The 23,517-nt window shown below is 67.1% G+C and carries 20 protein-coding genes and 3 pseudogenes; 9 read left to right on the top strand and 14 right to left on the bottom strand.

All coding sequences use genetic code 11. The annotated features are described in order from the left end of the window. Window positions 1–90: 90 nt before the first annotated feature. The 4 genes and pseudogenes from NVS83_RS13090 to NVS83_RS13070 all read left to right on the top strand — a co-directional run. Window positions 91–741: a TetR/AcrR family transcriptional regulator gene (locus tag NVS83_RS13090; protein WP_258739688.1), complete on the top strand. Its 651-nt coding sequence runs from the start codon at window positions 91–93 to the stop codon at window positions 739–741. Window positions 742–1,076: 335 nt separating this feature from the next. After that, window positions 1,077–2,680, top strand: a pseudogene (gene istA / locus NVS83_RS13085) (IS21 family transposase). Then, window positions 2,577–3,305 (top strand): annotated as a pseudogene (gene istB, locus NVS83_RS13080) (IS21-like element helper ATPase IstB). The pseudogenes istA and istB overlap by 104 nt, the downstream one beginning before the upstream one ends. Window positions 3,306–3,558: 253 nt before the next feature. Next, window positions 3,559–4,527: pseudogene (locus NVS83_RS13070) on the top strand (transposase); the annotation flags it as partial. Window positions 4,528–4,912: 385 nt separating this feature from the next. Here the strand turns inward: NVS83_RS13070 and NVS83_RS13065 are convergent. From NVS83_RS13065 to solA, 6 genes are all read right to left on the bottom strand, one after another. After that, window positions 4,913–6,337: an MmgE/PrpD family protein gene (locus NVS83_RS13065; RefSeq protein WP_258739687.1), complete on the bottom strand. Its 1,425-nt coding sequence runs from the start codon at window positions 6,335–6,337 to the stop codon at window positions 4,913–4,915. Beyond that, window positions 6,337–7,104 (bottom strand): amino acid ABC transporter ATP-binding protein, encoded by a 768-nt coding sequence (locus NVS83_RS13060; protein WP_309486197.1) that lies wholly within the window; start codon window positions 7,102–7,104, stop codon window positions 6,337–6,339. The genes NVS83_RS13065 and NVS83_RS13060 overlap by 1 nt, the downstream gene beginning before the upstream one ends. Before the next feature lie 14 nt (window positions 7,105–7,118). Beyond that, window positions 7,119–7,976 carry an amino acid ABC transporter permease gene (locus tag NVS83_RS13055; protein ID WP_258739686.1) on the bottom strand — a complete coding sequence of 286 codons (858 nt, stop codon included), beginning with the start codon at window positions 7,974–7,976 and terminating at the stop codon, window positions 7,119–7,121. Further along, window positions 7,973–8,719, bottom strand: coding sequence for an amino acid ABC transporter permease (locus tag NVS83_RS13050; RefSeq protein ID WP_258739685.1), 747 nt, complete (start codon window positions 8,717–8,719; stop codon window positions 7,973–7,975). The genes NVS83_RS13055 and NVS83_RS13050 overlap by 4 nt, the downstream gene beginning before the upstream one ends. 93 nt (window positions 8,720–8,812) lie before the next feature. Beyond that, complete coding sequence (locus tag NVS83_RS13045) at window positions 8,813–9,625, bottom strand: transporter substrate-binding domain-containing protein (protein ID WP_258739684.1); 813 nt, start codon at window positions 9,623–9,625, stop codon at window positions 8,813–8,815. 92 nt (window positions 9,626–9,717) lie between these two features. Next, window positions 9,718–10,854: an N-methyl-L-tryptophan oxidase gene (gene solA / locus NVS83_RS13040; protein ID WP_374115062.1), complete on the bottom strand. Its 1,137-nt coding sequence runs from the start codon at window positions 10,852–10,854 to the stop codon at window positions 9,718–9,720. A 170-nt stretch (window positions 10,855–11,024) separates the two neighbouring features. On the opposite strand from solA, the gene NVS83_RS13035 reads away from it, so the two are divergent. The 3 genes from NVS83_RS13035 (at window position 11,025) to NVS83_RS13025 (ending at window position 14,081) form a co-directional block, all read left to right on the top strand. Further along, on the top strand, window positions 11,025–11,990 hold the full coding sequence (locus tag NVS83_RS13035) for a LysR family transcriptional regulator (protein ID WP_258739682.1): 966 nt from the start codon (window positions 11,025–11,027) through the stop codon (window positions 11,988–11,990). A gap of 262 nt (window positions 11,991–12,252) precedes the next feature. Further along, window positions 12,253–13,047 carry a transporter family protein gene (locus NVS83_RS13030; RefSeq protein WP_258739681.1) on the top strand — a complete coding sequence of 265 codons (795 nt, stop codon included), beginning with the start codon at window positions 12,253–12,255 and terminating at the stop codon, window positions 13,045–13,047. 116 nt (window positions 13,048–13,163) lie between these two features. After that, window positions 13,164–14,081: a SphA family protein gene (locus tag NVS83_RS13025; RefSeq protein WP_258739680.1), complete on the top strand. Its 918-nt coding sequence runs from the start codon at window positions 13,164–13,166 to the stop codon at window positions 14,079–14,081. 28 nt (window positions 14,082–14,109) lie between these two features. Here NVS83_RS13025 and NVS83_RS13020 read toward each other — a convergent pair whose 3' ends face one another. The 8 genes from NVS83_RS13020 to NVS83_RS12985 form a co-directional block, all read right to left on the bottom strand. Next, the gene (locus NVS83_RS13020; protein WP_258739679.1) at window positions 14,110–15,357 is read right to left on the bottom strand and encodes a BatD family protein; all 1,248 of its coding nucleotides are present in this window, start codon (window positions 15,355–15,357) and stop codon (window positions 14,110–14,112) included. A gap of 26 nt (window positions 15,358–15,383) precedes the next feature. Beyond that, window positions 15,384–16,010 carry a tetratricopeptide repeat protein gene (locus NVS83_RS13015; protein WP_258739678.1) on the bottom strand — a complete coding sequence of 209 codons (627 nt, stop codon included), beginning with the start codon at window positions 16,008–16,010 and terminating at the stop codon, window positions 15,384–15,386. Further along, on the bottom strand, window positions 16,007–16,918 hold the full coding sequence (locus NVS83_RS13010) for a vWA domain-containing protein (protein WP_258739677.1): 912 nt from the start codon (window positions 16,916–16,918) through the stop codon (window positions 16,007–16,009). The genes NVS83_RS13015 and NVS83_RS13010 overlap by 4 nt, the downstream gene beginning before the upstream one ends. After that, entirely contained in the window at window positions 16,915–17,910 is a 996-nt protein-coding gene (locus tag NVS83_RS13005) for a VWA domain-containing protein (RefSeq protein WP_258739676.1), read from the bottom strand. The genes NVS83_RS13010 and NVS83_RS13005 overlap by 4 nt, the downstream gene beginning before the upstream one ends. Before the next feature lie 2 nt (window positions 17,911–17,912). Further along, window positions 17,913–18,371: a DUF4381 domain-containing protein gene (locus tag NVS83_RS13000; protein ID WP_258739675.1), complete on the bottom strand. Its 459-nt coding sequence runs from the start codon at window positions 18,369–18,371 to the stop codon at window positions 17,913–17,915. Continuing rightward, complete coding sequence (locus NVS83_RS12995; RefSeq protein WP_258739674.1) at window positions 18,371–19,345, bottom strand: DUF58 domain-containing protein; 975 nt, start codon at window positions 19,343–19,345, stop codon at window positions 18,371–18,373. The genes NVS83_RS13000 and NVS83_RS12995 overlap by 1 nt, the downstream gene beginning before the upstream one ends. A gap of 10 nt (window positions 19,346–19,355) precedes the next feature. After that, window positions 19,356–20,327, bottom strand: a complete 972-nt coding sequence (locus NVS83_RS12990; protein ID WP_258739673.1) for an AAA family ATPase — start codon at window positions 20,325–20,327, stop codon at window positions 19,356–19,358. Between the two features lie 172 nt (window positions 20,328–20,499). Beyond that, window positions 20,500–22,047, bottom strand: coding sequence for an arylsulfatase (locus tag NVS83_RS12985; RefSeq protein WP_258739672.1), 1,548 nt, complete (start codon window positions 22,045–22,047; stop codon window positions 20,500–20,502). A gap of 177 nt (window positions 22,048–22,224) precedes the next feature. Here NVS83_RS12985 and NVS83_RS12980 point away from each other — a divergent pair, with 177 nt between their 5' ends. Next, a complete protein-coding gene (locus tag NVS83_RS12980) occupies window positions 22,225–22,752 on the top strand; it encodes a hypothetical protein (RefSeq protein WP_258739671.1) in 528 nt (175 codons plus the stop codon). Then, window positions 22,742–23,449 (top strand): L,D-transpeptidase family protein, encoded by a 708-nt coding sequence (locus tag NVS83_RS12975; RefSeq protein WP_258739670.1) that lies wholly within the window; start codon window positions 22,742–22,744, stop codon window positions 23,447–23,449. The genes NVS83_RS12980 and NVS83_RS12975 overlap by 11 nt, the downstream gene beginning before the upstream one ends. Window positions 23,450–23,517: the final 68 nt, after the last annotated feature.

The raw sequence follows: 23,517 nt of genomic DNA, 5'->3' as shown, positions 1-23,517 counted from the left end.
CATTGCATAACGGCACGGCTCCGTATCGTTACAGAATACAGACCTAAAACGCAACGACGTCGTGTCGTTTTTGTGAGGGTGAGGTGTGCAGTGAAAAGCGAGTGTCATCCTGGCAGGCGGCTCGGCGGACGGCCGAGCAAAGAGGAAGCGGAACGCCTCGGCGCGAAAATCCTTGATGGCGCACGTGCCGTCTTCGGCACGAGGGGAATCGGACATGCGTCGCTGGATGAAATCGCGTCCGAGCTGGGTGTATCCAAGCACACGATCTATCGGCGCTATCCCGGCAAGGCGGCCTTGCTCGAAGCGGTTGTCGGTCGCGATATAGCGAGATTTCGGCAGGCGCTTGTCGCTGCCGGCGAGGCGGGCACGGAGCCGCTGGACAAGGTGCGGCGGATTGCCCGGAGCTATGTCGCGTTCGGCACAGCGCGCGACTATGCCGCCTTCTATCTCTCAGTGAACGCCGAAGCCGCCGTCAGTCCGTCATTGAGGGAGCAACTCGCCATATGGTCGGCCGCGGCATTGGAACCGCTGGCTGAGGCGGTAAGCGTCGCACAAGGAACAGGCGTCCTGCGACCGGGCGATTCCCTCTTGGCACGCGACGTCCTGATCGATCTCATGGAGGGGGTGAACAACCGTGTGCGCCTCGCTGCGGGTGTGATCCCAGATGTCGAGCGTTTGTTCGAGGACCGGTGGCAAGTCTTCCTTGCTGCGATGTCGACGCCGGCAGATCCTGGCCGCTAAACGAGTTCTAGAGAACGCGGCCACCATCAATCGTCACGCTGGCGCCAGTCATGTGGGCCGACAGCAGATCACCTCGGCCCTCCTTTGGCATGTTTGCAAGAGAGATTCGGTGTCGCGAAGTTCCTAGCCAAGATCAACTCCGACAATCTGATCGAGGACCAAGCGCTCTGTGGGCGCCGGAGATTTGGTGCGAACCTTACCGGCGCCCTCCGCACTAGGTGGCTCTGCTTGTGTTTCGGCATGGAAGATTGACCCCGTTGTGAGGGGGATCGGCGTGTAATTTTGCACGCCTCTTGGCTCATGGTCTGTCGTTTTGTTGCGACGGGCGGCTGGGGATGAAGGGCGTGAATACGATTGCGCGGATCCAGCGCGAGCATTTCGTGCGCGGCAAAGTCCATCAAGGAGATCGTGCGGGAGCTGCACGTCTCACGGAACACGGTGCGCAAGGTGCTGCGGACCGGAGCGACGGCATTCAGCTACGAGCGGGAGGTGCAGCCGCTGCCGCGGATCGGGCCTTGGAGGGATGCCCTGGATGGGCTGCTCGCCGGCAACGAAGGGAAGCCGGCGCGGGAGCGGCTGACGCTGATCCGCATCTTCGAGGAGCTGCGCAGCCAGGGGCATGAGGGCAGTTACGATGCGCTACGCCACTATGCCAAGGGCTGGCGGCGGGTGCAGGCGACGATGACGGCTGCGGCCTACGTGCCCCTGAGCTTCGCGCCCGGCGAGGCCTACCAGTTCGACTGGAGCCACGAGATCGTCCTGATCAACGGAACCATGGTATCGGTGCGCGTCGCCCATACGCGGCTGTGCCATTCGCGGATGCTGTTCGTGCGGGCCTATCCGCGCGAGACGCAGGAGATGGTGTTCGACGCCCACGATCGGGCCTTCGCCTTCTTCAAGGGCTGCTGCACGTGCGGCATCTACGACAACATGAAGACCGCGGTCGATGCGATCTTCGTGGGCAAGAAGCGGGCTTATAGTCGCCGCTTCCTGCAGATGTCCAGCCATTACCTGGTGGATCCAGTCGCTTGCACCCCCGCGTCCGGATGGGAGAAGGGTCAGGTGGAGAACCAGGCCGGGTTGGCGCGGGAACGTTTCTTCACGCCGCGCCTGCGGGTGAAGAGCTACGATGAGTTGAACGCCTGGCTGCTGGACCAATGCACCGCCTTCGCCAAGGGCCACCCGCACCCCGAGCGGCGGGAGGAGACCATCTGGCATGCGTTCGAGGCCGAGCGTCATGCCCTAGTGCCCTATGCCGGGCGGTTCGACGGCGTCCACGCCGTCCCGGCCGCCGTATCGAAGACCTGCCTGGTCCGCTTCGATAACAACCGCTACTCGGTCTGTGCCAGCGCCGTGGGGCGCCCGGTCGAGGCCCAGGCCGATGCGGAGCGGATTGAGCTGCGCCAGGATGGGCGGCCGGTCGGCTCCCACCCGCGCTGCTTCGGCCGGGACCAGACCATCTTCGATCCCGGGCGCTATGTGCCGGTCCTGGCGCGCAAGCCTGGCGCCCTCAGGAACGGCGCTCCGTTCAAGGACTGGGTTCTGCCCACGAGCCTCGATCGCGTCCGGCGCAAGCTCGCCGGTGCCACCGATGGGGACCGGCAGATGGTGGACATCTTCACCAACGTGCTGAGCGATGGGTTGCCCGCGGTCGATGCAGCGTGCGCCGAAGCTCTCGGCCAGAACGTCCACTCGGCCGACGTGATCCTCAACATCCTCCCCCGGTGCCGGGAGCCCGCAGCCCCCGTCACCATCATCACGCCCGACGCCTTGCGCCTCCGCCACGCCCCGAGCGCCGACTGCTCGCGATACGACCTGCTGAGGATATCCCCATGATGGAGCGTTCCCAGATCCTCGAGACCATGGGCGAGCTCAAGCTCCAAGGGATGAAGGCCGCCTACGACGAGATCATCGCCACCGCCGTCAAGCGCCAGCATGAGCCGCAACGCATCGTCGGCGACCTTTTGTCGGCGGAGATCTCCGAGAAGCAGGCCCGCTACATCAAGTACCAGATCACCATCGCCAAGCTGCTCCTGGCCAAGGACATCGACGACTTCGTGTTCGACGACACCCCCATCAACGAGACCTTGGTGCGCGACCTCGCCGGCGGCAACTTCCTCGCCCACCAGCGCAACGTCGTGTTGATCGGCGGCACCGGAACCGGCAAGACCCACATGGCCATCGCCATCCCGCGGTCCGCCATCCGAGGCGGCGCCAGAGGCCGCGTCTTTAACGTCGTCGACCTCGTCAACAAGCTGGAGGCCGAGGCCCGATCCGGCCGCCAGGGTCGCATGGCCGATTATCTCTCCCGCAAGGACTTCATCGTCATCGCCGAGCTAGGCTACCTACCCTTCGCCCAGTCCGGCGGCCAGCTCCTGTTCCGCCTCGTCAGCCGGCTCTACGAACAGACCTCGGTCATCGTCACCACCAACCTCGCCTTCGGGGAGTGACCGAGCGTCTTCAACAACCCCAAGATGACCACGGCCCTCCTCGATCGCCTCACCCACCACTGCGACATCGTCGAGACCGGAAACGAGAGCTGGCGTTTCAAGAACCGCGCCTGACCTCCGCCACCATTGACCCCGCTGCCGCTGCGCCAAACCAACGCTCCGCGGCAGTGGGGTCAATGCCCCAGACAGGGGTCAACATTCGGCGCCGATAGGGGGTCAGGTTTCCACGCCGATTGACAATTGGCGCCCAAAGCTAAGGCAATTGTCGGCGGAACGACGCTCTACGCGTCTTCTGCCGATAAAGCTTTGGCAATATCGCGGCAACTGACAGGAGGCATTCCGCGGGCTGGAGACGTTCTTGTAACCGGGCGGCGAAGGTTTCGCGGTCGACGCCAGCCTGATCCGGGCCGACGCCAACCGTCAGCGCTCGGCCGACGGCGCGGAGGACGTCGATTGGAACGAGCTGGCGACTTCGCGCCGCTCTGTCTGCGAATACCTCGACACGTTGGACGAAGCAGCTTGGGGCGCGGCGAGCGACACCCGGCCGAAGTTCGTGTCGCGGTCCGATCCCGCCGCGCAGTGGACCGGCGCTCATAAGGGTCACGCCTTCTTCGCCTACGCCACCAACTACCTGATCGACCTCGACCATGTCGTCATCGTCGATGTTGAGGCCAGCCGCGCGATCCGGCAGGCCGAGGTCGGCGCCGCGCAAACGATGGTCGAGCGGACCCAGGACCGCTTCGGGCTCTGGCCCGAGCGGCTCGCAGCCGACAGCGCCTATGGCTCGGCCGAGATGCTCGCCTGGCTGGTCCATGAACGCGGGATCGAGCCACACATCCCGGTGTCCGACAAGAGCGCCCGGACCGACGGCACCTTCAGCCGCTCGGACTTCGCCTATGACCACGCCCTCGATCTTTACACCTGCCCGGCCGGGAAGGAGCTGAGACCCCGCCAGAGGGTCTACCGAAGCTCGGCTCCGCTCGTCGATGACGACGGCATGATGCGATACCGAGCAAGCAAGTTCGACTGCGACGCCTGCTCCCTGAAACCGCAGTGCTGCGCAAACACGCCGGCCCGGAAGATCCCTCGCTCGATCCACGAGGGCGCTCGCGACATGGCAAGGGACATCGCAAAGACCGACGCCTACGCCGCCTCCCGGCGCGAGCGGAAGAAGGTCGAGATGCTGTTCGCTCACCTCAAGCGCATCCTGCGGCTCGACCGATTACGCCTTCGAGGGCCATGCGGAGCCCGCGAAGAGTTCTTGCTCGCCGCCACCGCCCAAAACCTCAGGAAACTGGCGAAGTTGGTCCCCACCCCGAGCCCAATCCTGGGCTGAAAGAGCCGAAAGGCCGCTCGTCTTCCGGCCGCCAGCTCGGGGCGTGCTGTCAAACAGCCGACTTCTTCAACGCAATCGGTCAGAAGCTGACACAGATCGTGTTGGTCGCTAATGACTGAAATGGGGTCGGAAGCCGCCGTTCCGCTGTCGGGGCGAAGGTCTTATTGAACGCCACCTCAACGTATCTGCGGACAAGGGGCAGATGGGTTTCGAACCGCCGAACCAGGTTAAATTGTTGGTATTTTTGCTGCTTTCGCGCGTCTAAAAAATAGATATTTGATTATATATCAGCACTTTATCGATCTAATTCGATGCCGCCCCTATCCTAATTTTCCTTAGACACCCATGGCTTAAGGCACCCACCCGACAGCCATCCGCTGCGCGGTTACGCTGTAAGCTCGAAGCGTGCAGCCGCTGCCCACAGCGCGGCGAGATCCAGTTCTTGATCGAGCGCGCGCAGGCGCCGCAGAAGCTCGTCGGCCGCTTCCGGCATCATGGCGCGCGCCGCGCACGAACGGAACTTCGCGGCGTGATCCTCCGCGCTCATCGGGCACTCGGGGTTGCCGATGGCGAGGTCCCGTGCACCGTGGATGGTTCGGCCGTCGCGCAGGCGAAACGTCATCCGGACCGGCGCCGTGCCGATGAAGCCGAGCGCCGCAAGCTCGGGCGACACGTCGAGCCGGACGGCCGCCATGAGCCGCCGCACCGCCGGCTCGGCGAGCGTCTCGAGCGCGAACAGGTCCCAGGTCAGCGGGCCATGCACGAGCGTCGCGGCCAGCGCGAACTCCATGGAGAAGCGCGCCTCCTGCGGCGTGCGCGGCGCGTGGACGACCAGTTCCCGCTCGGCGAGCAGGCTCACGCCGACTTGGATCTCCGCCACCTCGTCGGCGCCGAAGCCTTGCTCGGCCATGAGGTCGAGCGTGAGGTCGCAGGCCGGATGCGCGCCGCTGCAGCAGGGGAAGCGCTTGAACGCCAGACCGCGCTCGACGAGATCGAACGGCGCGCCGAACGGGAGGTCGCGGCCGGCGATCCGCGCGCGGGCCGCGGCACCGGCGAGGCATGCGACGTAGCCGTCCTGACCCTCGATCGCCGTGCGCGAGGCGGTGACGCCGGCGCGCGCGAGCGACACGGCCTCGAGCCCGTTGCGGGCCGCCATGCCGGCATGCCACGGCTTGGCCTGCGTCCCGAAGTTGGAGCGCACGCCGCCGGAACGCGACGCCGCGAGCCCGAGCGCATGAACGCATGTGGCCCGGTCGATATCCAGAAGAAGGGCGGCCGCGGCGGCGGCGCCGAGGGCGTAGAGCGCACCCGTGGTGTGCCAGCCGGCCTCGGAAACCTCCGGCATGCAGAACTCGGCGATGCGGTGCGCGACCTCCACTCCCGCGACATAGGCCCGGAGGGCGTCGGCACCGGAAGCGCCGACCTGCTCGGCAATGGCGAACGCCGCCGGGGCGACCACGGTGGTCGGATGGCCGATCGTCGTCCAGCTGGTGTCGTCGAAATCGAGCGCGTGGCCGGCCACCGCGTTGCAGAGCGCGGCGTTTTCGGGGTCGAGCCGCAGGCCGCCGGCACCGATCACCGTGGCGCCCATGCTGCCAAAGGCACGCTCCGCCGCCCAGGCGCGCACATTGCGGGCGACCGGCTCCGAGGCCCCCGCGAGGGCGACGCCCACATAATCGGCGAGCGCGGTGCGCGCGATGGCGACGACGTCGGTGTCGAGAGAGGTGTGGCGCAGGCCGGTCAGGAAATCAGCCGCCTGTTCGGCGACGCTGCGCCCGGCGCCCCCCGCGGCCCCAGCAGCGCCGGCCATCAGAGCACCTGGGACAGGAATTCCCGGGTGCGCGGGTCGCTCGGTGCGCTGAAGAAGGTCGCGGGCGGCCCGTGCTCGACGATGACGCCGTGATCGGTGAAGTAGATGTGGTCGGCGACGTCGCGCGCGAAGTTCATCTCGTGGGTCACCAGGAGGCAGGTCATGCCGTCCTCGGCGAGCTCGCGGATGGTGAACAGCACCTCCTTCACCGTCTCCGGATCGAGCGCGGCGGTGACCTCGTCGAACAGCATGATATCGGGCCGCATCGCGAGCGAGCGGGCGATGGCGACCCGCTGCTGCTGGCCGCCGGACAGCTCGCCCGGATAGCTGTCCTCTTTTCCGGTGAGCCGGACCTTCTTCATCAGGGCGCGGGCGCGCTCCTCGACCTCGCCCTTGTCCTGATGGAGAACGTGGATCGGCGCCATCATCACGTTCTGCAGCGCGGTCTTGTGCGGGAACAGGTTGTACTGCTGGAACACCATGCCGACCTTGCGGCGCAGCGCCAGCTTGTCGAGCTTGGGGTCGGCCACCTCGATGTTCTCGACCAGGATGGTGCCGGACGTAACCGGCACCAGAGCGTTGATGCAGCGGATCAGCGTCGACTTGCCCGAGCCCGACGGGCCGATGATGCAGATCACCTCGCCTTTCTTCACGTCGAAGCTGACGCCCTTCAGCACCTCGAGCGTGCCGAAGGATTTATGGACGTCGATCAGCTGGACGATGGGCTGATCGGGTGTCCAGGGGCGGGGGTCGGTCGCAGCGGCCATGCGTGAATGGTCTCTCAGCGGATGTGGAACCGGCGTTCGAGCCGGGCGGTGAACCGGTCGATCGGGTAGCAATAGAGGAAGAAGCAGAACAGGGCGAAGCCATAGAGCGGCGCGAAGAGTTCCGGCCGGCCGCCCTCGGCCGTGTGGACCTGCGCGGTGAGCGTCAGCATCTCGGAGACGCCGACGATCGAGGCCTGCACGGTCGCCATGGTGACGAGCGAATAGAGGTTCATCCACGGCGGCAGCATGCGCTTGACGCATTGGGGCAGAATGATCTGCCACATGGTCTGGCGCGGCGTGAAGGCGAGCGATTCCGCCGCTTCCCATTGCGTCGACGGCACGGAGCGCACGGCGCCGCGGACGATCTCGGCGACGTTCGCCATCACCGGCAGGGAGAAGCCGACCGTCGCCTTCACCCAGTCCGGCAAGGGGATCCGGACGCCGAACACCGTGATCTGGAACGGCACCAGGAACATCACGAAGAACAGCAGCACCAGCCACGGCGCGTTGCGGAAGAACTGCGTGAGCGACCAGCAGACGCGGGCGATCAGCGGATTCTCGGACAGCATGCCGAGACCGACACCGAGGCCCGCGCCCGTGCCGAGCGCCATCGCGATCATGGAGATCAGGATGTTGAAGGCGAAGCCGGACAGCAGCAGCGGCGCCCATTTGATGATGACGTCGAGCGGCGACAGCTGGGCGGCGTCCGCCTGCGCCCAGGCGGTCCCCGCGAGCAGCGCGAGGCCCGCGCCGATCAGCACGGCATGGACGGGCGCGAGGCGAGGCGTCCCCAGCCGGGTGGGCTCGATGCGGAACGGCAACAGGACCGGCAGCGGCGCGTCCGCATTCGTCTGCGTGTTCTTGGTGCTCATCGGCCATACCCCGGGATGCGCAGCGACTTCTCCCATCGGTGCATGATCCAGACCAGGATGCCCACCAGGATGCCGTAGGTCACGAACAGCACCAGCATCATCTCGAACACGTTCTGCGACTCCGACCAGATCTGCTTCACGGCGTAGAGCGTCTCCGGCACGGCGATCGCATAGGCGAGGGTCGTGGTCTTGAGCAGGTTGACGAGGTTGTTGTTCAGGGCCGGCAGGCACACCCGCAGCGCGAGCGGCAATATCACGTAGACATAGGCCTTGAGCCGCGTATAGCCGAGCGCCTCGGCGGCCTCCACCGTGGTCTTGGGCACGGCTTCGACGCCGGACCGGAAGATCTCGACATTGAAGGCGCCGGCGAACAGCGACAGCGCGATGATCGCCCACTCCACATTGTCGATGAAGGGCTGGCGCAGGCCGAACTGGTCCCGCCCCGCGGGAAGTATGGCGCCGATGCCGAAATAGAAGAAGAAGATCTGCACCAGCGGCGGCGTGTTGCGGAACAGGACGACGAAGCCGTTGACCGCGCCGCGCACGATGCGCGAGGGGGCGCTTTGCAGCAGGGCGCCGACCGCGCCGATCAGAAGGCTCGCCAGAATGGTGGAGACCGTCAGCAGGACGGTCATCCTCACACCGTCGACATAGCGGTGCCAGTCATAGGGGTCGTAGAAGACCGTGAAATTGAGACCCGTCGTTTCGTAGAGGTCTTTGAACCAGGCGGGTATGACGTCCATCGCGCTATCCGGTTGGCGATCCGTGAAAGGCGCGCCGTCTCAAAACGTCAGAAGACGCGGCCGACCCGAAAGGGGATCGGCCGCGCCATGCGATCAGTTGGTCGAGCTCTTCATCTTCTCGTACATGGCCTTCGAATACTCGGTCGGCTCGATGCCGAACTTCTTCTCCTCGGAGACGATGAAGCCGGTCTTCATCCAGTCCTTGGTCACGCCCTCGAGGAACTTCATCAGGCTTTCATTGCCGTTCGCAACCGCCATGATCCACGGCGCATCCAGAATGCCCTTCAGCGGCATTGCGTAGTCGCCGCTCCACTCGGAGTCGAGCAGCTTGCCCTGGATAAACGTCTGATCATAGAGATAGCCCACGCAATTGCCCTGCTTGAGCGCGAACAGCGGCTTCTCCGAGCCGTCGAAGGCGACGATCTTCACGCCGTACTTCTGGGCGACTTCCTTGTTGTACCAGGCGCCCGAGGTCGCGCAGAGCGGCTTGTCCTTCAGCTCGGACCAGTCCTTCACGCCGGCCTTCTTGGGCAGCAGCACGTTGACGAAGTCGGAATAGTAGGGCGGGTCGATGGCCTGCACGACCTTCCGGCGCTCCGGCTTGTCCGACATGGTCGCGATCAGCATGTCGACCTTGCCCTGCTGCAGGAACTCGATGCGGTTCGACGAGACGACCGGCACGAGCTCGAGCTTCACGCCCAGCCGCTTGGCGACGTCCGCCGCGAGGTCCGGCTCGATGCCGACCACGGCGCCCGACGGGTCACGGAAGCCGAAGGGCTTGTAGTCGGCCTTGACGCCAACGACCAGCGTGCCCCGCTGCTTGATGGCGTCGACACCGTCCGCCGCGTGTGCGGCCACGGGCGCGAGCACGCCGGCAAGGAAAAGAGCGATCATCGATTTGCGCATGCGAGGGAACCTTTCTTCGAAATTGGGACCAAGAGTGCCGTTCAGGTGATCGCAGCCGGCGAAAAACAAACCGCCGGACGTCAATTAGTGTGTCATGCGGAGGCGACTTGGAAGCGCTTAAGCGAAAAGGGGGTCAGGTCGAAGGTGCTAGGCGCGCCCGTGACCGCCTCGGCCACGGCCTGGCCGATGCCCGCCGAATGCTTGAAACCGTGGCCCGAACAGGCCGAGATCACCATCACGCGGTCCTGCTGCGGGTGGCGGTCGATGATGAAGCCGCTGTCGGGCGTGACTGTATACAGGCACGCGGCCGCCTGCGCGACCTCGGGCGTCACGCCGGTGACGCGGCCGGCGACATGCGCCTGCCACATCGCGGCGGATTCGGCGGGAGAGACCTGGCGGTCGAGGGCCTCGGCCGTCGTCGCGGCCGTGTACTGTTCCGTCGCCACCTTGAATCGATCGTCGCCGGGCAGCGGGGGGAAGCCGTAGAAATAATCCTCGTCGCCCGCCCCGTGCATCCAGATGAAGACCGGGGCTCCGGCGTGCGGCGCGGGGTCCTCCAGGCGGAACCAGTGCAGCACCTGCCGTCTCACCGTGAGCAGACGCTCGAACGGCGCGCCGAGCAGCGGCACCGTCCAGGCGCCGGCCGCCACCACGACCTGATCGGCGACGATCTCACTCCCGCCGACGCTTATGCGGACCGCATCGCCCTCCTGCCGGATCGATGTGACCTGCGCACCGAGCCGGAGACGGGCGCCGAGCGCCTGCGCCTGGTCCCGCTGGACCGCGATGCAGCGTTCCGGCCGCACATAGCCGCCGCCCGGCTCGTAATAGACCTTGTCGTCGCTCGAAATGCCCTCGAGCTGCGGAAACCGCCGGCGCGCCTCGGTCCCGTCGAGAACCTCGTGCGGTATGCCGAACGCCCGCGCCGTCTCGATCGAGCGCGCCACGAAATCCGGCTTGCCGTGATGGGACGACGCGCCTGAGCCCGGCGCGATGACGAGCACGCCGCACGCCTCCAGCAGCGGCTCGCCGGAGGCCGCCTCGAGCTCCCGCCAGATCGCGTGCGAGGCGAGGACGAACGGTACATAGTCGCCGCCTTCGCCGACGGCCTGGCGGGTGATCCGCGTTTCGCCGTGGCTCGAACCGAGATCATGCGGCGGCTCGAAGCGATCGATCCCGATCGCGTCGACGCCCCGCCGCGCAAGCTGGTAAAGCGTCGCCATGCCCATGGCACCAAGACCGACGACGGCAATCTGCGCCCGCTCCACGGCTCTAACGCCTCTTCTCTGCACAAAATGAAGTCATGTCGCAAAAACGATCACGGCATAGCGCCGGGGTCAATCGAAATGCGGCATATTCAGTAGATCTACAAAGAATCATTCGTTACGATGATAATGTTGTGATCGACCTCGATTTGCATACCTTCCGGATCGTCGCCGCCGTGGCGGATACGGGCAGCGTGACTGCGGCTGCTGAGCGCGCCGGGGTCACCCAGTCGGCCGTCTCGCAGGCTCTGCGGCGTGCGGAGGCGCTCATCGGCGCCCCGCTGTTCGACCGCAGCCGGCGGCCCCTCACACCAACCCATGTCGGGCGAATGGTTGCCAGCCGGGCGGACGAACTCGCCCGCGCGGCCGAGCGGCTGCTGGCCGATGCGCGGGCCGCCGCCGAACTGCCGGGGCGCATCGATCTGCGCATCGGCCTTGTCGATTCGCTGGCCGGCACCATCGGCGCGCGCATCGTGCGGGAGCTTGCCGACGGCGCCCTTGCCCTGACCGTGACCGCGTGGTCGGGCCTCGCCTTCTCCCATACGCGGGCGCTGATGCGCCACGAGATCGATGCGGCGCTGACCTGCGATCCGATGGAGGGGCTCGGCGGGGTCGAGCGGATCGTGGTGTTTCGGGAGCCTTATGTGCTGATCGCCCCGCGCACCGAGATCGATGCGGTGCGCGGCAAGGATTTGCGGGCCATCCTCGAGCGCTACCGTCTGGTGCGCCACAGTGCCCGCTCCTATGCCGGCCAGCATATCGAGCGGCATCTCGGCCGGATGGGGCTTCGCCCGCCACGGGCGTTCGAGTTCGACACCTCGGACGCTCTCGTCGCCATGGTCGCCACCGGCATGGGCGTCGCCATCACCACCCCGCTCTGCATCTTGCAGGGGGCGGCGCATACTGACGGCGTCGTGGCCATGCCGCTGCCGGGCACCGCCTTCTCGCGCGAATTGCTGCTGACGACGCGGCGCGGCGACTTCGCCGATCTGGCGCCGCGCATCGCGGAGGTCGCCCGCAGCATGACGCGATCCCACGCCCTTCCGCCGATGCTCGCCATGGCCCCCTGGCTGACGCCCCGGGCCCTCGCGCTCGATTGAGGCGCGGCGGGCGGCCGAGATCGGGCCGGCGCCCCGCGCCTCATTCACCTCGGAACCCAATCTCTCCCGCCGGGATATGCTTCCTCGCTTCGAGTCAGTGACAGAAAAGTCGCGCATACACGCAAAAATTGCGTTGGCCGAAGCAAGGTAATTTGCTGCCTCTCCTTACGTAATCTCCCACCGTAAGCTCGCTTCGCCGATGCAAGGCCGCTTTATGCTCGACGATACCATTCGAGTGTGAGCGCGCGTGGGAGGGGAAGACATGAGAAGTGTTCCCGCAATTCTGGCCGCGGTCGCGACGCTCTATGCGCCGCACGCCCGGGCGCAGGACGCGAAGCTCGCTCAGGAGCTCTCGAATCCGGTCGCCTCGCTCATCAGCTTTCCGTTCCAGTTCAACTACGACACCAACATCGGCCCGGCCAACGGTTCACGCGTCCTGCTGAACATACAGCCGGTCATTCCGTTCGACCTGAACGAAGACTGGAATCTCATCTCGCGCACGATCATCCCGGTGGTGTGGCAGACGGATGTTGCGGGCCGCTCCGGCGACCAGTTCGGCTTGAGCGATACGGTCCAGAGCCTGTTCCTTTCGCCCAAGGAGCCCGGCCCTGCCGGCATCATATGGGGCGTGGGTCCGGTATTCCTGTTGCCGACCGGCACGGACGACCTGCTCGGCAGCCGGCAATGGGGCGTGGGCCCGACCGCCGTCGCGCTCAAGCAGACCGGCGGCTGGACCTATGGAATTCTTGCCAACCACATCTGGTCCGTGGCGGGCGACGAGGAACATCCCGACGTCAACTCCACCTTCATGCAGCCCTTCCTGACCTACACGACCAAGGATGCGTGGACGTTCGCCGTCAACTCCGAGATGACCTATGACTGGACGGGGGAGAACTGGTCCATCCCCATCAATTTCCAGATCAGCAAGCTTCTTACCATCCACGATCAGCCCGTCAGCTTCCAGGCCGGCGTCCGATACTGGGCGCGGACCTCGGAATACGGCCCCGAGGGCTTCGGCGGCAGGCTGAGCGTGACCTACCTCTTTCCGACGCAATGACGATCTCTGCCGACGATCGCCGGTGAGCGACCGCCGTGAAAGGACGGGAGGGGCGGATGAAGGCCGGGGGAAGGCGGTCAGGCTCGTGGCTGGCCTGCGCGATCGTGGCCGGCGCGATGTCGACCGCGGCAGACCTGCATGCCGCCGAGAACGGCATCGGGTTCTACCTGCTCGGCGGGCGCGGGCCCATGGCGGGCTACATCCCGCCGCCGGGTTTCTACCTTCAGAACGACATCTATTTCTACAGCGGAAAGGCGGATGCGAACCGGCGCTTCCTTTCCGGCGGGCAGCTCATCGCCAATGTCCGCGGCGAGGTCCGCGCCGACTTCCTGACCGGAACCTGGGTCCTGCCGCCGCAAGTGCTGGGCGGGAACCTCGCTGTCGGCGTCCTTGTGCCGGCCGGCCGGCCGGAAGTGACCGCCAACATCCTGTTGAACCCGGCTGATGCCGATCCGATCGCGGGAAAGGTCACCGACGACGCCTTCGTCTTCGGCGATCCGGTCGCCTCGGTCGCGCTCGGCTGGCATTCGGGAAACTGGCACTGGAACGTCGCCGGCCTCCTCAACATCCCGATCGGCGATTATCGCGAGGGCGAGATCGCCAATCTGGCCTTCCACCGCTGGGCCGGAGACATCTCCGCCGCCGTGACATGGCTGGAGCCGACGAGCGGCATCGAGCTGTCCACGGCGGCCGGCTTCACCTTCAACGGCACGAACGACGTGACCGACTACACGACGGGCACGGAATTCCACGTGGAGTGGTCGGCCACCAAGGCGCTGACCAAGCAGCTCTCGGTCGGGCTCGTCGGCTATTATTACGACCAGGTCACCGGCGACAGCGGCGCCGGCGCGCGGCTGGGCGACTTCAAGGGCGAGGTGACGGCGCTCGGCGGCACCATCGCCTATAATTTCGAGCTCGGGCAAACCCCGGTGTCGACGCGGCTCAAGGTCTACCGCGAATTCGACGCGGTGAACCGGCTCGAGGGAACCTCGGCCTTCATCACCGTCGCCTTCCCCTTGTCGGTGACGAAGTAGAGAGGAACAGGCGCCGTCGCGGGACGTCTCATCCCCGTGGATCGGCCCGTCGCGGATTGAGCGGCGGCAGCGAGGCGCGACGCTCGGCATCGGCCCGCCGACGGCGGAGCGGCGCGAGGCTGGCGAGGAGACAGGACGCGTCGCCGCGCGCCCATGCGGTGCCCGCGAACAGCGTGCCAAGCAGCGGGCCCGCCGCGCGGGTCGCCTCGCGCTGCCGGTCCGCGGGAAGCAGCCGCGTCCACGCGGAGAAGCAGCGATAGATCTCGGCGGCGTCGCCCTGCGCGCAGGCGCGGCGAAGCGCGGCATAGGAGGCACGTTCGGGATCGGGCTGGCGGGTGCGCAGCCGGCGTATCGCCAGTAGCATTCCGAGGCCGAGCGCGGCGAGAAGCACCGCGCCGAGGCCGAAGACCAAGGGGGACATCCTCATCCCGCCTTCCGGCGCGGCGAGCATGGCGCCGGCGACGCGGATCGCGGCACCCTCGGCCACCGCTGTCTTGAGGCGACCGGCCGCGAGGTTCCACCAGGGCTGCTCCACCGAAGGCAGGTCGAAGCTGCCGCCGCGCTGGAACACATAGGTGATGCGGTCGGTCCTGTGGCCGGTGACGACGCCGCGATTGCTGGTGTCCTGGATGTCGGGCGGGTCGGCATAGACCCGCACGCCCTCTGGCGCCGCGGTTTCGAGGTCGCGCAGGGCGAGGCCCGGCACATCCTCGGCGCTGCGGGTGATGGTGCGCACGATGGCGTCGCCCGCCTTGAAGCGGCCGGCCGGCGGAGCGGACCATTGCTGCTTCAGCGACAATCGCCGCGTGGCGACAACCGGCCCGGACGGATCGACACCCGGCGGCACGACGACGGACAGTCGGACCGTTGATCCCTCGATGTCTCCCGAGACGTCACCTGCGCGGTCGAACAGCGTCACCGACGCCGGGGGAATGTCGAACGTGCCGCCGCGCCGCGGGTAGAGCGCGAATTCGAAACGCTGGCCGACATAGGTCTCTCCATCGAGGCTGTCGCGCATGGTCGTGCCCTGCGTCTCGAAGCGGATGATCTGCAGGCCCGGCACATCGGGCATGCCGACGCGCGGCGGTCGCGGCATCTCGCCACGAAACAGCACGTCGACATGAAGGACGACATGCTGGCCGATAACCGCACCGGAGGCGGGCTCGACGCTCTGGCGCACCACGACGGCGAGCGGGTGTGTGGCCGCTGGACCGGCTTCCTGCGCGGCAAGAGGCCCGCAAGCCAGCAGGAACAGAAGCGTCGCGAGCCAAGCCATCATCGCCTCGCCATCATCGCCTCGCCTCATTGCCCGGTGCCGGGCTGCGCCTCGAGCTGATAGGCGAAGCGTGCCCGCAGGAAATCGGCGGGCCTGGTCTGCACCCGCTTCAGCCAGAGTGCGCGTATCGCCGCGTCGTCCATCGGCGCGCCTGTGCTCTCCGTCTCCTCGCCGCGCGGATTTTCCGCATCCTTGTCGTAGACGATCTCGTCGGCGCCCTCGCGCTGGTCGCCGGCATCGGCACCGGGCGCCTTCAGCCGCTCCGCGCGCAGTTGCGCGATGCGCCGGTTCGCCTCGGCCTCGACCCAGCCCGGCCTCAGTTCCAGCGCATGGCCGTAGCGCGCGGCCGCCTCGTCATATTTGCCGAGCATGACGAGCGCATTGCCCTGATCGAATGCCGCATCGGGCGTATCGACGCCCGCGAAGGCCGCTTCCGCCGCCTTGAAATCGCCGGCGCGGAAATAGGCCACGCCGCGCCACAGCGGATCGCGGAACCGCTCCGCCGCCTCGGCCGGGCGGCCGTGTTCGAACAGGTAGCGGCCGCGCTGGTCGGGGCTGGCCCAGAGGTTCGCCCATCCCACGCTCCACGCGCCGACGGCGAGCCCCAGAACGAGGGCGAGGCCAAGCAGGGCAAAGGCGCGTCCCATCCTCATGCGAGCACCCATCCGCGCCGGAACCAGGCGAGCACCAGCAAAGCGAGCAGCGGCGTCAGCCAGTAGCCCGCATCCACCCAGCGCGCCTCCTCGCCCGGCGCGGGCGGAGGCGGCCCCGCGGTGGCGAGATGGCGGGCGATGCGTGTGACGTCGGCGTCGTCGAGGGTCAACGCGACGACATCGCCATGCAGCGCCCCGGCGGCGGCCTCGATCGAGGGCTCGCGATCCGCGCGATCCGGCGAGACGATGGCGAACAGGGTCACTGGCACTAAGGCATCCACCTCCTGAAGCGCCGGCGCGGAATCCGCGAACACCACGATCGAGCCACCCTGCCCGCCTTTCGCCAGCGTATCGGCCGCCAGCTTCACCGCATCGGCGAGCGCGTCGCCCGCCCGCGGCATCAGCTCCGGCGCCAGCGCCCCCGCCATCGACAGCACCACGGAAGCGTCCGGTGTCGGAGGCAGCACCAGATGCGCCGAGCCGGCATAGGCGACCAGCCCGCTGGGCGCTCCTTCGCGCAGCTCGAGCAGGTCCGCCATCTTCTGGCGCGCCCGGTCGAGGCGGGTGGGCGCGAGGTCGCGCTCCATCATGGAAGGCCGAACCTCGAGCACCAACATCGCCGGCCGCGCCGCCTGCGCGAAGGGGGACGGCATCTGCCGCCATGTCGGCCCCGCCACGGCGACGATGCCGACGATCCAGCCGGCCAGAAGAAGGCTCTCCGGGCTCAGCCATCCGCGCCGGTCCCCGCCCACGGTGAGATGCCGCAATAGCTCGGGAGCGATCTCCCTGCGCCAGCGCGCCGTCGTGTCCACTTCTCCCCTTTGCAGCCACCACAGCCCCAGCGCCGGCAGCATCAGCGCGAGCCACCAGGGCCGCAGGAAGTGGAACGGAGCGAGCGCCTCGATCATGGAACCGCCTCCGCCACCCGCCGGCGTGGCCGGCGCACCAGACGCATCGCCTGCGCCAGCATGGAAAGCAGCACGAGCGCCGCCAGCGGCATCCAGAACAGCTCGATCCTGGGCTGGAACGACACGGTCTCGACCTTGCGCGTCTCGATGCGGTCGAGCTGCGCATAGATCTGCGCGAGCTGCTCCCGGTCGAGCGCGCGGTAGAAGCCGCCGCCGGTCGTCTCCGCCACCTGCTTCAATGCCCCCTCGTCGAGCTTTTCCTCGCCGGTGGCGCCGGGATCGCCGATCGCCACCGTGTGGATGACGATGCCCTTATCCTTCGCCACCCGTGCCGCCTCCACCGGAGGCACCAGGCTCGCCGTGTCGTTGCCGTCGGTGAGCGCGATGATGGTCTTCGCCGGCGCCGCGGAAGCGGCGAACTGGTTGATGCCGAGGCCGATGGCGTCTCCCAGGACGGTGCGCGGCCCGGCCATGCCGACCTGCATCTCGCCCAGCAGCTGCCGCGCGAGCCCGAGATCGGCGGTGAACGGGACCAGCACGAAGGGCGAGTTGCCGAACACCACGACGCCGACGCGGTCGCCCTGCCGGCGGGCGAGGAAGTCCTCCAGCACTTGCTTCACCGCGGCGAGCCGGCTCACCTTGTTGCCGAACGGGTCGGTGAAATCCGCCGTGTCCATCGAGCCTGAAAGATCGACCAGCAGCAGTAGGTCGCGCGCGGGACGATCCTGGTGGATCGGCGGCAATATCCATTGCGGGCGCGCTAGCGCGGCGATGGTGAGAATCCAGCAGGCGAGAAGGGTCAGCAGCCGAAACAGGCTTCGCCGGCTGATGCTCACGCCCTCTCGGACCTCCGCCCCGGACAGACGGGCGAGATCGGCGAAGAACGGCACGCGTATCGCCGCGCGACGCCTCTGATAGGCGGGCAGCAGCCAATAGGCCAGCAGGGGTGCCGGCAGGAGCAGGGCGAACCATGGGCTGGCGAAGGACAGCATGGCTATCGCCCTCCCGGGTGGCGCTTCACCCAGCGCCGCGCGCTCGCCAGCAGGGCGGCCCCGTCCTCGGCGACGCCATTCGTGACACTCCCGGCAAAGCACGCCCTTTCGCGGAAGCCACCCTCGCCGCCGGTCCGGTCGAGAAAGGCAGCCCAGTCGGGTCCGGTGAGCGCGGCCACCTGCGGGCGCGGATAGGCGACGAGCGCGGTGCGCTTCAGGATAGTCGACAGTGCGACGACATCCGCCGGGCGCGTCACCGTCCCCAGCCCGTCGATCTCAGCCAGGGCCTGCCGCCGATAGGCGTTGCGGCGCCACCGTCGGGCGGCGGCGAAGGCGAGGAGGGCCAGCGCCGCCAGCAGCACGGCGGCCAGGACCCACCAGCCGGGCGCCGGCGGCCACCAGGGCGGGGGCGGCGGTACCACGATGTCCGCGAGGCGGGAGAGATCGGCCGCGTCGTCCATCACCCGGCCCTTGCGCGATGGTCCGCCGATACGGACCGCGTCAAGCGGCGTCCGAGCAGTTCGCGCAACTGGTCGGCCGTGTCCCGCCCGGTCGTCAGCGGCAGCACCGGAATGGCCCGCCGCTTCGAAAAGCCGTCGATGGCGTTGCGCCGCTCGGCAAAGGTCGCGGCAAAGTCGCCGCGAAGCCCGCGCCCGGAACTGTCGATCTCGATCTGCCGGAGCCCCTCCGCCAGAACGGTCCGGCCGATATCCGGCAGGCTGGCCTCGAGCGGATCTGACACGAAGATCATCAGCACGTCGTTATGCGCCATCATCTGCGTCACCAGCCGCACGGTCTCGTCATCCGCGCCTGCGGCGTCGGTGATCAGCGTCAGCAGCCCGTCATGGCGCAGCAGTTGCGGCACCTTGGCGAGGGCGGCGTTCAGCAGGCCGGGGTCGGAAGGGCGGGGATCGTCGGCCCTGAGCGCGCGATTGTGCCGGACGATGGCCTCGAACAGCGGCCCGATGGCGGCGCGCCGCGCCCGCGGCCGGATCTCGTCCATGCCGTTCTCGGAGAACACGATCCCGCCGATCCGGTCGCCGAGCGACACGACGCGCCACGCCGCCAGCGCCGCCGCCTCCGCCGCGACGACCGATTTCATCGCATGCCGGCTGCCGAAGAACATGCCGAGCCGCTGGTCGACCAGAAGCAGGACCGGGCGATCACGCTCCTCGCCATAGACGCGAAGCTGCGTCTCGCCGAGGCGGGCCGTGGCGCGCCAGTCGATGGCGCGCACGTCGTCGCCCTCGTAGTAGTGGCGCAGTTCCTCGAATTCGAGGCCGCGCCCGCGCAGCCGCGACGCGTGGCGGCCGGCGAGCAGCGAGTGGACCGGCTGCTTCGGCAGGAAGCTGAAGCCCTTGGCACGGTGATCGAGCCGCAGCAGATCGTCGAGCGTGATGTGGGCGCGGGCTTGCGGAAGGGCGTTGCGAGTCATGGCCACCCGCCTAGACCGCGACCGCCACCTGGCGGATCAGTTCGTCGATGACGTCGTCGGACGTCTTGCCGTCCGCTGTCGCCTCATAGGTCAGCGAGACGCGGTGGCGCAGGCAGTCATGGGCGACGTTCTGGACGTCCTCCGGGCTCACATAGTCGCGGCCCTGCAGCCAGGCGAAGGCGCGCGCGGCGCGGTCGAGCGCCAAGGTGCCGCGCGGGCTCGCGCCGATGCCGACCCAGTCCTTGAGCTGATCGCCGAATTCGGCCGGACGCCGCGTGGCGGCGACCAGCGCGACGATGTAGGTCTCCACCGCCTCGACCATCGTCATCGCGTCGATCTCGCGGCGGGCGTCGAAAATCACGCTCTGAGGTATCTTCGGCGGCGGCCCCTCGCCGCTCCCCGTCCGCTCGGCGCGCACCAGGCGCATCACCTTCGCCTCGTCCGCATCGCTGGGGTAGCCGATGGTGACGTGCATGAGGAAGCGATCCATCTGCGCCTCGGGCAGCGGATAGGTCCCCTCCTGCTCGATGGGGTTCTGGGTCGCCAGCACCATGAACAGTTCGGGCAGGCGATAGCGGGTGCCCGAGACCGTGACCTGCCGCTCCTCCATCGCCTCCAGCAGCGCGGACTGGACCTTGGCCGGGGCGCGATTGATCTCGTCGGCCAGAACGAGATTGCCGAATATCGGCCCCTTGCGGAACTCGAAGCTTCCCCCTTCCGCACCCTCGGCGCGGTAGATCTCGCCGCCGGTGACGTCCGAGGGCAGCAGGTCCGGGGTGAACTGGATGCGGCTGAATTCGCTCTCCAGCGCCTGCGACAGGCTCTTGATGGCACGGGTCTTGGCGAGGCCGGGCAGTCCTTCCAGCAGCACGTTGCCATTGGAGAGCAATGCGATCAGCAGCCGCTCGACCACGCGTTCCTGCCCGATGATCGAGGCATTGACGCGCTGCTGTATCTCGCGAACGGCATCAATCACCGCCATGTCGACCCGCCTCAAACGATTTTTCCGCCGGTCCACGCGCCGGCCGCCCGGTCCATGCGAGGTGAAGAAGCCCGGGCCCCCTCATGGCCCCCACCCTTCCCGCTTGGGGAGCTGGATGGTGTCCCGGCGCGCTCGCCACGCCGGGACACCGCCTCTGCGAAGGTCGCGGGCGCTACTGACCGCCGCCCGCGTTTTCGAACTGCTGTTCGAGGCGCTGCTGGATCTGGTCGATCGAGAAGCTCGCCGCCCGCTGGGCCGGCGGGAACTCCTTGAACGTCTCGAGGAACTTGCCGACCGCCACCTGCGCCGGCACGAGAAGATAGGCGCGGTCCAGCATCCAGTCGTAATAGGTGTTGGATGTGAGGTCGGCCCGCTCATAGGGGTCGGAGCGCAGGTCGAAGATCTTGGGCACGCGAAGCTGCGTGAAGGGCTCCGCCCAGATCCGCAGCGTGCCGGTCGCGCGCTGCTCGGAGAACACGAGCTTCCAGTTCTCGTAGCGCATCGCCACGACCTGCCCGTCATCGTTAAAGTAGATGAACTCCTTGCGGGCGCTCGTGTCGGTCTTGCCGGTCAGATAGTCGAGCTGGTTGTAGCCATCGAGATGGTTCTTGTACTGCTTGCCGCCGATGGTCGTCCCCTGAAGCAGCTTTTCCTTGATGTCGGGCTCGCCCGCGGCGGCCATGAGGGTCGGGAACCAGTCGAGGCCGGAGAAGATGCCGTTGGCGACCGAGCCGGGCTTGATGTGCCCCGGCCAGCGGATCATCGCCGGCACCCGGAAGGCGCCTTCCCAGTTGGTGTTCTTCTCGCTGCGGAACGGCGTAGTGCCGGCATCCGGCCATGAATTCTGGTGAGGGCCGTTGTCGGTCGTGTAGATGACGATGGTGTTGTCGGCGAGGTTAAGCTGGTCGATCTTGTCGAGGATGGTGCCGATCACCTTGTCGGTCTCGATCATCCCGTCCGCATATTCGGTGAGCGCGGTGAGGCCCGGCTTGCTGCGGTGCTCCGGCCGCACATGGGTGCGGAAATGCATCCGCGTCGTGTTCATCCAGACGAAGAACGGCTTGCCGGCCTTGGCCTGGCGGTCGATGAAGTCGATGGCCGCTCCCGAGGTCTCGTCGTCGACCGTCTCCATGCGCTTGCGCGTCAGGGGACCGGTGTCCTCGATCCTGCCGTCGGCATAGGAATGGAGAACGCCGCGCGGCCCGAACTTCTTCCGGAATTCCGGGTCCTGCGGGTAGTTGAAGTTCTCGGGCTCCTCCTCGGCATTGAGGTGGTAGAGATTGCCGAAGAACTCGTCGAACCCGTGGGCGGTGGGCAGGAACTCGTCGCGGTCGCCGAGATGGTTCTTGCCGAACTGGCCCGTGGCGTAGCCGAGGTCCTTCAGGGCGGAGGCCATCGTCACGTCGCTGGCCTGAAGCCCGACATCCGCGCCGGGCAGGCCGACCTTGGAAAGCCCGGTCCGCAGGGTCGACTGGCCGGTGATGAAGGTCGACCGGCCGGCGGTGCAGCTCTGCTCGGCGTAGTAATCGGTGAACTTGAGGCCTTCATCGGCGATCCGGTCGATATTGGGCGTCCGGTATCCCATCAGGCCGAAGCTGTAGGTCGACAGGTTTGTCTGGCCGATATCGTCGCCAAAGATGACGAGGATGTTTGGCTTGTCCGGTGGCTGCTGCGATTTTGCTGGGGTTATGGCCGTCAGGGATGTGGTCGCTGCGAACATGACGGCGCCCAGTAGCCCTCGAATACGCATTTTCGCCTCCCTCAACACGTTCGCGACGCCTCAAGTAATTCTTCGACATCGCGGCGAGTTTAAATCGAATTCCATCAATGAACGGAACTCTGGCGTTTTCGCCGGCCGCAGCATCGGGCGAGGATGACGTAAAGACAAGTCCAATTGATGTTGAAGCATCCGCAACCGGCCGCCGATCGGCGATTTGTTGCACCGCAGGCCGACCGCCGCGAGGACCCGGCATGCTCCCAGCATTGCCAGATCCTAGGTATCGAAAGACCATCGGCGCCGATGCCGGATAACTTCTTTCATGACCGAAGCACCGGCGCGTTCCCGGCCGGCGTCAGCAGGACCCGCCGATCGCCCTGGCCTCGATACCGCAACGCATCGACGATCACCGTGAAGGCGGCCGAGGGCTGGAGCCGGAAAACCCTTCGCGTTGCCTGCGCAGGCCCGGAACATGCCAAGCGGAGCGAAAATCCGGCCAATTCCGCCACCGCAGGACGCATCTTCGCCATGATGCTGGCTAGGAATACCGATCCTTGCCGGCCGCGATGCACGCCGAATCCAGCTCAGCCAAAGGCCGAGCCTGTCAGTCCGAATGTGCATCGGCAGTCTCCGGCGCCGAAGGATGCCCGGCGGGTCGCGCCCGCTGGCCAGTGGGATAGTGGGGAAGTTCAGGATCATGAGTATTGACGGCGGGAATGCCGATGCCCGCGGGCTCGGCGAGTTTGCCCCGTTCGGACGCCCGGCAGGCGCTTTCAGCCGCCGGTCGTTTCTTGTCGGCTCGGCCGTCAGCCTCGGCGCGCTGGGGCTCGCCGGCTGCGCGTCGGGGGGCATGACCCTCGCCGAGGCGCAGAAGGTCTACGGACCGGTGCCGGACGAGAAGTTCCCGATCCCCGCGGTCGACGTCAGCAAGGTCAATCCGAAGTACTACCGGCGGACCGTGCAGTACGAGACCAACGAAGAGCCCGGCACGATCATCGTCGACCCCTCCAACTACTACGTCTACCGCGTCGACGGCGAAAACTCGGCCACGCGCTACGGCGCCAATGTCGGCCGCCAGGGCTTCCTGTGGAGCGGCGACGCCTATGTCGGGCGCAAGGGGGAATGGGCGATCTGGACGCCGCCCAAGGAGATGATCCAGCGCCAGCCCGAGGCGGCGAAGTACGCCGGCGGTATGCCGGGCGGCCTCGACAACCCGCTCGGCGCCCGCACGCTCTATCTCTACCAGAACGGCACCTACACGCTGTACACGATCTACGCCACCAGCATCCCCGAGACGATTGGCTCCGGCATCACCAGCGGCTGCGTCGGGCTGCTGAGCCAGGACATGATCGACCTGTACGACCGCACGCCGGTCAACACCAAGGTGGTCGTCCTGCCGGCCTAGCAGGACGCTCGAAGCGCCGGCGGGCTCCCCGCCGGCAGGCACCTTGCGGGAAGGCTCCTCGCGGCGCC

It is taken from the genome of Ancylobacter mangrovi (assembly GCF_024752335.1).
GTDB lineage: Bacteria > Pseudomonadota > Alphaproteobacteria > Rhizobiales > Xanthobacteraceae > Ancylobacter > Ancylobacter mangrovi.
This window is presented reverse-complemented; position numbering and strand designations above follow the sequence as displayed.